The 9,947-nt window shown below is 73.0% G+C and carries 6 protein-coding genes; 3 read left to right on the forward strand and 3 right to left on the reverse strand.

Annotation, left to right across the window (positions count from 1 at the left end):
• Positions 1-168 precede the first annotated feature (168 nt).
• Entirely contained in the window at positions 169-3,987 is a 3,819-nt protein-coding gene (locus AC3WRM_RS04085; RefSeq protein ID WP_492249503.1) for a hypothetical protein, read from the reverse strand.
• 444 nt (positions 3,988-4,431) lie between these two features.
• Between AC3WRM_RS04085 and AC3WRM_RS04090 the strand changes: the two genes are divergently transcribed.
• The 3 genes from AC3WRM_RS04090 to AC3WRM_RS04100 all read left to right on the forward strand — a co-directional run bounded on the left by AC3WRM_RS04090 (position 4,432) and on the right by AC3WRM_RS04100 (position 8,283).
• Positions 4,432-5,619 carry a PucR-like N-terminal domain-containing protein gene (locus AC3WRM_RS04090; RefSeq protein WP_492249502.1) on the forward strand — a complete coding sequence of 396 codons (1,188 nt, stop codon included), beginning with the start codon at positions 4,432-4,434 and terminating at the stop codon, positions 5,617-5,619.
• Positions 5,616-7,055 carry an HAD family hydrolase gene (locus AC3WRM_RS04095; RefSeq protein WP_492249501.1) on the forward strand — a complete coding sequence of 480 codons (1,440 nt, stop codon included), beginning with the start codon at positions 5,616-5,618 and terminating at the stop codon, positions 7,053-7,055. Before AC3WRM_RS04090 ends, AC3WRM_RS04095 begins: the two co-directional genes overlap by 4 nt.
• 187 nt (positions 7,056-7,242) lie before the next feature.
• On the forward strand, positions 7,243-8,283 hold the full coding sequence (locus AC3WRM_RS04100) for a helix-turn-helix domain-containing protein (protein WP_492249500.1): 1,041 nt from the start codon (positions 7,243-7,245) through the stop codon (positions 8,281-8,283).
• A 10-nt stretch (positions 8,284-8,293) separates the two neighbouring features.
• Here AC3WRM_RS04100 and AC3WRM_RS04105 read toward each other — a convergent pair whose 3' ends face one another.
• Together AC3WRM_RS04105 and dnaJ are read right to left on the reverse strand one after the other, a co-directional pair.
• Positions 8,294-8,689, reverse strand: coding sequence for a heat shock protein transcriptional repressor HspR (locus AC3WRM_RS04105; protein ID WP_492249499.1), 396 nt, complete (start codon positions 8,687-8,689; stop codon positions 8,294-8,296).
• The gene (gene dnaJ, locus AC3WRM_RS04110) at positions 8,686-9,840 is read right to left on the reverse strand and encodes a molecular chaperone DnaJ (protein ID WP_492249498.1); all 1,155 of its coding nucleotides are present in this window, start codon (positions 9,838-9,840) and stop codon (positions 8,686-8,688) included. Before dnaJ ends, AC3WRM_RS04105 begins: the two co-directional genes overlap by 4 nt.
• Between the last annotated feature and the right edge of the window lie 107 nt (positions 9,841-9,947).

Here is a 9,947-nt window from a genome sequence, read left to right on the forward strand (position 1 = left end):
GCTCGTCACTGATGATCCGAAGATCGACGACGAGCCGGCAGGAGTCCAGCGCCGGGACCACCCGGGGCCCCGCCGAGTACCCGAGACCTGTCACGGAGGTGACACTTCCTGGCTGGGGACGCCGACGGGTGGCGGGCCGCTCGACCCGCCACCCACTGACGTCCGACGTCAGCCCACCCGGTGCTTGGGCCGCCGACGGGCGCGGTAGCCGATCGCCCCGGCACCGACGAGGAGCAGGGCAGCGCCGAGGCCGATGAGCTGCGCATCGACGGGGGTGCCCGTGTCGGGCAGGCTCGCGCCGCCGCCGGAGCCGACGCCGGTCCCTGTGCCTCCGGCGGCGTCGACGACCGTGATGGCCTGCCAGGCGAGGAGGGCGCCCGACGCGGCGTCGTAGACCGCGATCCGGTGCCGCCCGAGGTCCACGCCCTGCGGGATCCTCACCCGCACCGTGCCGTCGGCCGCGACCGTGTGGGTGCCGAGGTTGGTGGGGGTCGAGAACAGCATCACGACGACCTTGTCGCCGGCACGCCGGGGGCTCAGTCGGAGCGTGAGCACGTCGCCGCGCTCCACCGTGGTCGAGCCCTGGACGATGTCCGTCGACGGCTGGCCGGCCGCCGGGGGCTTCGGGTCGGTGCCACCGCCGGGCGGAGTGGTCGGCGGGGTCGTGGGCGGGGTCGACGTGTCGGCCGCGGCCACCTTCCGGCTCGACGCCTCCGACGTCTTCTGCTCGTCGACACCGTCGACCGAGCGGCTGGCCGTGGCACGGAACGTGATCACCGCACCCTCGAGCTCGGCCGTCAGCGGCAGCTTCAGCCCGCCCTGGTCGAGCTTCGTCCCGTCGGCCCACCAGGAGCCGTCGACCGTGACCTCCCCACCGGTGAACGTCGCGGGGGTGGCCGTCAACGTCTTGCCGACCTTGGCCGTGCCCGACAGCTTCGTCGCGGTCTTCACGGCCACCTGCGCCAGCACCGGCCCGACCTGACCCTCGCTCACGGACTCCGCCGTGGCGTCGTCCTCGGCGCGCTCGGCGACGCTGACGTAGCGGATCGAGGCGCCGACGTGCTCGGCCGTGAGCGTGAGGGTCGTGCCGGTCGCCGTGGTGCGCTTGCCGTCGACCATCCAGTAGCTGGTCACGCCGGCCTCTGGGTCGCTGAACGTGGCCGGCGACCCGGTCACCGTCTGGCCGACGATGCGCTTGCCCTCGACGGTGGCGGGCTTCGTCACCGTCAGGTCGACCGGCTTGGCGCGCACGGTGCGCGGCTCCGACGTCGCCTGGGCGAGGTTGGCGCCCGGTTCGGTCGCGCCGTCACGCGACACCGTCTGGCGGACCGTGACCGGCTTCCCGATGAGCCCGTCGGTGAGCACCAGGGTCTTCTCGGTCGCACCGTCGATCGGCTGGCCGTCGGCGAACCACTGGAACGCGACCGTCGCGTCGTCGTCGCTCGACGGTGCAGGGGCCGCGGTGAGCGTCTTGCCGACCACCGCGTCACCCTCGATGACGGGCAGGCCCGTGACCGTCAGCGCGGCCTTCGTGACGGGGCCGACCCCGGTGAAGTCGAACGAGTACGCCGGGAACGCCTCACCCGGACGGATCGCCTCGGCGCTGTAGTAGATCGTCGAACCGACGTCGTCCTTGGTCAGCGTGTACGTCTCACCCTCACCGACCACCGTCACGAAGTCGCGGTACCACTTGTGCGAGATCGTCACGTCCGAGGAGTCGTCGTTGAACACCGCCGGCTTCGCGACCTTCAACGTCGAACCCACCTCCGGCGTCCCCTCCACCGTCGGCGGAGAGACCTCGACCAGCTTCACCCGCACCGTCAACGGATCCGAGACCGACTCCACCTCCACGTCGTCGGCGAAGTAGCCCACCGTCACGAACTGCACCTTCTTGCCCACCATGTCCTCGGTCAGCAACAGCTCCTTCGCATCCGGCGTCCCCTGACCCGCGACCTTCTCGCCGTCGACCAACCAGAACGCCTCACGATCCTCAGGCTCCTGCGAGAACGACGCGAACGTCCCCTTCACCGACACGTCCGGCGCACCGAAGCCCTGGACGGTCGAGGGGGACGTCACGCTGGGCTTGGCCGCCGTGACGGGGCCGACCCCGGTGAAGTCGAACGAGTACGCCGGGAACGCCTCACCCGGACGGATCGCCTCGGCGCTGTAGTAGATCGTCGAACCGATGTCGTCCTTGGTCAGCGTGTAGGTGTCTCCCTCGCCGACCACGGTGACGAAGTCGCGGTACCACTTGTGCGAGATGGTCACGTCGGGCGAGTCGTCGTTGAACACCGCCGGCTTCGCGACCTTCAACGTCGAGCCCACCTCAGGTGTCCCCTCGACCGTCGGCGGAGAGACCTCGACCAGCTTCACCCGCACCGTCAACGGCTCCGAGACCGACTCCACCTCCACGTCGTCGGCGAAGTAGCCCACCGTCACGAACTGCACCTTCTTGCCCACCATGTCCTCGGTCAGCAACAGCTCCTTCGCATCCGGCGTCCCCTGCCCAGCGACCTTCTCGCCGTCGACCAACCAGTACGCCTCACGATCCTCAGGCTCCTCCGAGAAGCTCGCGAACGTCCCCTTGACCGACACGTCCGGCGCACCGAACCCCTCGACCGCCGAAACCTTCACCACGCTCGGGCCCTCGGCCTTCACCACGGTGACCGTGGAGGAGTCCGAGACGACGGGATCGCCGGAGTCCGGGAAAGCGGCGCTGGTACGGAAGGCGATGGTGCTGCCCACCTGGGCGGAGGTCACGGCGAACGTGGGCTGGTCCTGCGTGCCGGCGACCGGCTTGCCGTCCACGAGCCACTGCGTGGTCACGTCGTCGGAGGCCGGGTCGAAGGTCGCAGCCTTGCCGGTGAGCGTGTCGCCGGGACGCGCGGCGCCGTTGGTGGCGCCCGAAACCTGAGACGGTGCCGTGACCTTCGGGCCCTCGGGCGCCGCCGTGTCGGCGACGATGACCGCGCTGTGGCCGGAGGCCGTGCCGACGGACACGAGGCTCGCCCCCGACAGCCGCGACGGGAGCTTGCGCAGCTCGATCATGACGCCGGTGTCGGGGCTCCAGCCGTCGAACTCCCCGTCGCGCGTGAGGTACTGGCCCGCGCCGGTGTCGGCGACGGCGACGTGCGCGAGCGGCTTGGCCAGCAGCGCCGGAGTGGCACCGCCGCGTCGCACGGGCCGGGTCGGGGCCAGCTGGTCGTTGATCCCGAGGTCGAGGAAGGCGCCCGACGTCGTCAGCGCGGTGGCCGTCGTCAGGCTCGCCACCTGCTTGCCCTGGGTCACCGGGTTCTCCGACGCCGTGACGGGTGCGGTCGAGCTGGACGGCGTCCACTGCAGGACCTTCTGGTCCTTCGTCAGCACGCGGACGATCGGTCCGGCCGCACCGGACAGGAAACCGCCCCGGACCTCGGTGACCTCGGGCAGGTCGGCGGGCACGCTCCAGCGCACGCCGCTGCGGCCGAAGGCCTCGACCGAGCCATCCTCGCAACGCACCACTGCGAAGTCGACGGTGCCGCCGACCGAGAGCTGGGTCGCCGCGCACAGGTCGGCGGGCGGCTGCGGTGCGGGCTGGTCGCCCCCGAACCGATTCCACGTCGTCACGTCGCCGCTCGCCGTCACGACGCCGAGGACCGGCCCGCTGACGTCGACGTCACGGACCGTCGCCCCGTCGAGGCCGGCCGGCACGTTGAGGTTCGCCGAACCGTAGAAGTGCACCTCCTGACGGTCCGTCAGGGCCGCCACGTTGTCCACGTTCGTGAGGGGCAGGACCTCGGTGAACCGCTGGCCGGACGGCGCAGGGATGTCGGCGCGCTGGACGACGCTGCTGCCCCCCTCGGGGTCGGCGACCGCCGACCAGTGCGCGATCCGGTCGCCGCTGGTCGGCAGCGCCGCCTGGCTGGTGGCCGCCACGACCACCAGGCCGGCCACCGCCACCACACCTGCAGCGACCACGGCGGTCGTCCGTCGAGATCCGAACCTCATGGGTGTCCTTCCGTACCGACATCGGGGGGCGCGACGTCCCTGGGTGCGGGACGACGCGGACGCAGCACAGTGCGCTGGGTCACATGTCTGGCCAGACCGTGTCGTACGCGGCGGGTCGGCGTCGCGCGTTCGGAGCCGGCGGTCGCAAATCGGCGCGGTTCTTGTCACCCGCATGACAAGAACCGGACCGATGGAAGACGACCGCCCTGCGCTGACGCGGGTCGTGGGGCACAGTCCTCGACGGGGGCGCGGTCCGGAGCGGGCCGTTCCGAGCGACGACAGGAGGGCACGGCCCTGTGCACCACGTCCGACCACGGCCCGACCACGTCGCACGGTCGGCTCATCGTTGACGTGCGCCCGGCGACGGGGTAGAACTCGGTGCAGCCACACGAGTCATCGGAACGGGGAGCCGACGATGGGACCTGGACCGCACGGATCCGCGCGATGACGCTGTCCGCGGACCGCCCCACGTCCGACCTCGTCGCCTCCCACGCACGGCGTCTGCGCCGCGAGGTGCCCGAGCTGGCCACCGGTCTCGTCGACGCCGTCTGCGCGCGCATCCCCTACTACGGGGAGTCGCCCCGCCACCCGATCGTGGTCGAGGCGGTCACCACCGCGCTCCACCGCTTTCTCGACGAGCTCGACGGCGCGCCCCACCGCGACCGCGGCCTCGACGAGATGTTCCGCTCGATCGGTCGCTGCGAGGCCCGCGCCGGCCGCTCGCTCGACGACTTCCACCTGGCCCTCGGCACCGGCACGCGCACGGCGTGGTCGCGGTTGCGGCACCTCACCGTCGACGGCACGACACCGGCCGTCGTCTCCGACGGCCTGCTGGCCTTCGTCGACCACCTCGTCGAGCAAGTCGAGGCCGGGCACACCGAGACGGTCCGGCAGCGCGAGGCGGACCCGAACCGTGCCCGCGCCGTCCTCGCCGAGCAGCTCCTCACCGGCACGGCCGAGCCCGGGAGCGACACAGTCTGGCGGATCCCCACCTCGATCGTGCTCGCCGTGGCCGAGCTCGGAGGAGAGCGCCGCGACCTCGGTGTGCTCTCGCGCGACGCGCTGCTCGTCGGCCACGACGACACCGTCGTTGTCATGGTCGACGCCACGCACCAGGACTGCATGACGGCGGCGCTCGTCGACGCCGGCGTCCCCCGCGCCGCAATCGGCTGGGCCGTCGAGCCGGCCGACGTGCCCTCGGCGTTCCGCTGGGCACGCCGGGCGCTCGAGCTGGTGCGCCGCGGGGTGATCCCCGACGCGCAGGTGATCGACTGCCGGGCCCACCGCACGCAGATCTGGCTGCACGCCGAGCCCACGCTGCGCCAGCAGCTGGGGCAGGAGCTGCTGAGCCCCCTGCTCGCCGAGACCCCGAACTCGCGCGAGATCCTCTCCGAGACGCTGCTCGTCTGGCTCGAGACCCGCGACAGCGCACCGGCGATCGCCGCCCGTCTGGGCGTGCACCCGCAGACGGTCCGCTACCGCTGGAAGCGCATCAACGAGCTGTTCGGCGAGGCGATGCACGACACGGAGTTCCTCGTGCAGCTGACGATGCTGCTCAAGGCGAGCGTGCCGCTGTGGAAGGCCGGCGACCAGAGCGACTTCGAGCGCTTCCGGGCGGAGGACACCCCGTGACCGCTGCCCACGCGGCCACCGGCCTCTCCTCGCGCGGCCCGCACCGCTGCCTCGCGCTCACCTTCGTCCTCGGGCTGCTGCTCACCGCGTCGACCGTGAGCGTGTCGATGGTGCCCGACCTGCACTTCGACGGCTGGCGGTGGGTGCTCGTCGGCGTCGCCGTCCTCGCCGTCGCGCTGGCCGTGCCGGTGCACCGAGAGGCGGCGGTCGAGCTGGCGCGCCGCCGCGTCGGGCCCGGGATGATCGGCAGCGTCGGCCTCCTCGTCGCGCTCGCCGCCACCGTCGTCGAGACGGTCGTCGACACCACCCCGACCATGGCGGTCGCGGTCGTCGCCTCCGCCGCGCTGCTCAGCCTCGTCCTCCGCTGGCGCGGGGAGCAGAGCCTCGTGGACGTTCCCGGCGCCGCCACGGTCCTGCTCGCCGCCGGAGCCGTCGTGACCGGGATCGGGTGGGCCGTGGCCGACACCCCCGACCGCGGACTCCTCGTCGCGGCCGCGGTGCTCGTGGCCGCCGGGCCCGCCGCGGCACTCTGCGCCGGCCCTGCGGCCCTGCGGTCGGCGCGGGCCGGGGTCGCCCGCCGCGACATCGGCCTGCCGCATCCTGCCGCGGTCGCCGACGTGGCCGCCGCCGACGTCGTCCTCCTCGACAAGGACGGCACCGTCACGACCGGAGGCCTCCGCGTGACGTCGGTCGACCCCGTCGAGCCCGACCACGACCGCAACCTGCGCTGGTTCGCCGGCGCCCTGGAGCACGAGCGTGACGACCGGGTCGCCCGCGCGATCTCCCGCCTCTCCGGCCGCGGCCGGGTCACCGAGGTGCAGAGCCACGGCGACACCGGTGTGTCAGGTCGGGTCGACCGGCATCCCGTCCGCGTCGGCGACCCGGCGTGGCTCGGTCTCGAACCCCGGCCCGGCACCTGGACGACCCTCGCCGTCGAGGTCGACGCCCGCGTGCTCGGCACGCTCACCGTCGGCGACGACGTCCGCCCCGACGCCGCCGAGGGCGTGCAGGCTCTGCGCGACCTCGGACTCGACGTCGCCCTCCGCTCCGCCGACACCGACGCCCGCACCCGCGAGGTCGGGCTTCAGGTGGGCGTCGTCGACGCTGCGGGCGACGTCGACGTGGCCGGGCAGGAGGCCGACGTCGAGACCCGCTCCCGTGAGGGGCAGCGGGTGCTGCACGTCGCGCCGTCGACGACGCTGGCCGACGACCTCGGTCTGCCCGAACTCGACGTGCTGCGCGTCGCCACCGCTCTCGGCGCGTCCCGCTCCGCCGTCAGGGCGGCGCGACGTGGGCTCGTCGTCGCGCTGACGTGCAGCGCGGTCGCGGGCGCCCTGGCGGCCGGGGGACTGCTGGGTCCCGGTCTCGCGAGCGTCGCGGCCGGGCTCTCCGCGGGCGTCACGGCCCTGTCGTCGGGGTCTCGAACGGTCTCCTGACTTGTCACCCGCGTGACAAGTTTCCACCCGGTTCGGGTCGGTGGGACGAACGACGTTGACTCGGCCCCACGGCCCCTGTGACCGTGCACCCATGACGACGACGGGAGAGGTGCACCCATCCCTCCCGCACCACCCGTCGAACTCCCTCCCTGACGGGGCGGGGTTGCGCGGCCAGGTCGAGAGACTCGTGCGTGACTCCGTCCCGAACGGAGCGGTCGTCAGCGCCCGCCTCGCCGGGTCGTGCGTCGACGCGTTCCTCACCCACGACGGCGACCCCCGGGCCGCCGCCCAGGCGGTGGCGACCGAGTGCACGCACTTCGGCGAGCTGCAGACGGTGCACGGGCTCACCGACGACGACCTGACGGTGGCACTGCGCGCCATCGGGCGGGGTCTGCGCCGGCACGTCATGCCGGTGCTGCTGCGCCAGCTCGACCAGCTCGACTCCGAGGCGTTGTCGCGGTCGGTGCAGGAGTACCTGATGCGCATCCTCGGGCACATCCGCCAGGGCATGCAGACGATGCAGCGCTTCCACGCGCTCGCGCCGGAGCGGCGTCGTCACGCCCTGTCCCGGGCCGCGTTCGGCTCGGGTGACGTCCGGACCCTGCGTGGCTTCGCCCTGGCCTGCGGCCTGGACCCGTCCGTCCGCCTCACGCCGGTCGTGGCGATCGACCCCGACGCGGCGCTCGACCCCGCACTGCGCGAGCACGAGGACGTCCTCGCGGGGACGGCGCCCGGCGAGAGCGCCGTGCCCGCCACGTGGACCAACGACCAGGTGCGCCGACGCAGCGGAGTCGACGTCGCGCGCGGGCCCGTCGTGCCCCTCGTGGAGCTTCCCGAAGCCGCCCGCCTGACCCGCACGACCGCCGCCGTCGCCGCCCCGGAGGCGCCGGTCACGCAGACCCGCGACGTCCTGACGCAGGTGATGGTGCAGGGCTCGCCCCTGCTTGCCGACCTGCTCACCGGCTCGCGACTCGGTCCGTTCCTCGAGCTGCCCGCGGTGCGCCGCGCCGCCCTGGGTCGCACCGTCCTGGACTGGCTCGAGCGCGGCACGCCGGTCAACGTGCTCGCGCGCCAGACGGGCACGCCCGCCCAGACCATCCACACGCGCCTCGCCACCGCGAAGCGGATGCTGGACGACCCGCTGACCGACCCCGACCGTCGCCTCGAGCTGCTGGTCGCGCTCCGCCTCGCCGTCCCCGGCTGGGAGGCGCAGGTCGAGAGCGCGTAGCGACGGCCGCTCAGCGAGCGGGGCGGCGCCAGACGGTGAGCTGCGTCTGCTGCGCCAGGACGGGCAGGTTCTGCACCGTGCCGAGGGCGTGGTGCGCGGCCGCCAGCTCCGACTGGAGCTCGGCGACCTTCTGCTGGAGGGCCAGCACCTGGTTCTCCAGCGCGATCACGCGCTTCACGCCCTCCAGCCCCAGCCCCTCGGCGGTGAGGCGCGCGACCGTGCGCAGGAGCTCGACGTCGCGCAGCGAGTAGCGACGGCCACCGCCGCCGGTGCGACCGGCCTCGACGATGCCAAGCCGGTCGTAGGTACGCAACGTCTGCGGGTGCAGCCCCGACAGCTCGGCCGCGACGCTGATGACGAACACCTTCGCGTCGGGACCCGGCGGGGTGAAGGGCATGTCGGTCATGCCGTGCCGACCTCCTCGAACAGGCCGTCACGCGGGGTGGCGGCGCCGCGCGCCTGACGCAGGGCCTCGACCGCCGCGCGCTGGGCGTCGTCGAGGTCGGTGGGTACCTGCACCTCCACGGTGACCAGCAGGTCGCCGCGGGTGCCGGACTTCGTGGCCGCTCCCTTGCCCTTGGCACGGAACGTCCGGCCCGACGGCGTACCCGCCGGGATCTTCAGCCGCACCGGCGGACCGTCGAGCGTCGGCACGCTGATCTGCGCACCGAGCACGGCCTCGTCGAACGCGACCGGGACCGTGACGGTGAGGTGGTCGCCCTTGCGCCCGAACATCGAGTGCGGCTCGACGTGGACGAGCAGGAAGAGGTCGCCGTCGGGGGCACCACCCTCGCCGCGTCCGCCCTTGCCCTTCAGCCGGATCTTCTGGCCGTCCTTCACCCCGGCCGGCACCCGCACCTGCAGGGTCCGGCTCGAAGGGGCACGACCCGTGCCGCGGCAGGTGGTGCACTCGTGCTCCACGACGAGGCCTCGACCGCGGCACTGCGAGCAGGGCTCCGTCATGGCGAACACGCCACCGGACGCACTCGTCTGCATGCCACTGCCCTGGCACTTCGTGCACACCTTCGGCACCGTGCCGGGCTTGGCGCCCGTGCCGTGGCACGTCGGGCAGGCCTCGTCGCTCGTCATCCGCAGCGGGAGGGTCGCGCCCTCGACCGCCTGCTGGAAGGTGATCGTGGCCTCGGTCTCGATGTCGTCACCGCGGCGTCCCTGCGGGGGGCGACGACGTCCGCCACGACCACCACCGCCGAAGATGCCGCCGAGCAGGTCGCTCAGGTCGAAGTCAGCGGTGTTCTGACCGCCGTAGCCGCCGCCGGGCTGGCCGAACCCCCCACCACCGAAGCCACCCTTGAACTGCCCGAACAGGGTCCGCTGCTCGTCGTACTGCTGGCGCTTCTCCGGGCTCGACAGGACGGCGTACGCCTCGGAGACCTCCTTGAAGCGCTCCTCCGCCGCCTTGTTGCCGGGGTTGGAGTCGGGGTGGTTCTCCCGCGCGAGCCTGCGGTAGGACTTCTTGATCTCGTCGGTCGACGCGTCCTTGGACACGCCCAGCGTCTTGTAGAAGTCCTTGCTCGCCCAGTCACTCGGGTTGCTCACGGCTCACCCCTTCCTCTCGTGTCGCGATGGTCGCTGGTGGTGGGGGGGGGGGGGGGGGGGGGGGGGGGGGGGGGGGGGGGGGGGGGGGGGGGGGGGGGAGGGGGTGA

It is taken from the genome of Aeromicrobium sp. EU05-FHT14F07 (genome assembly GCF_058790455.1).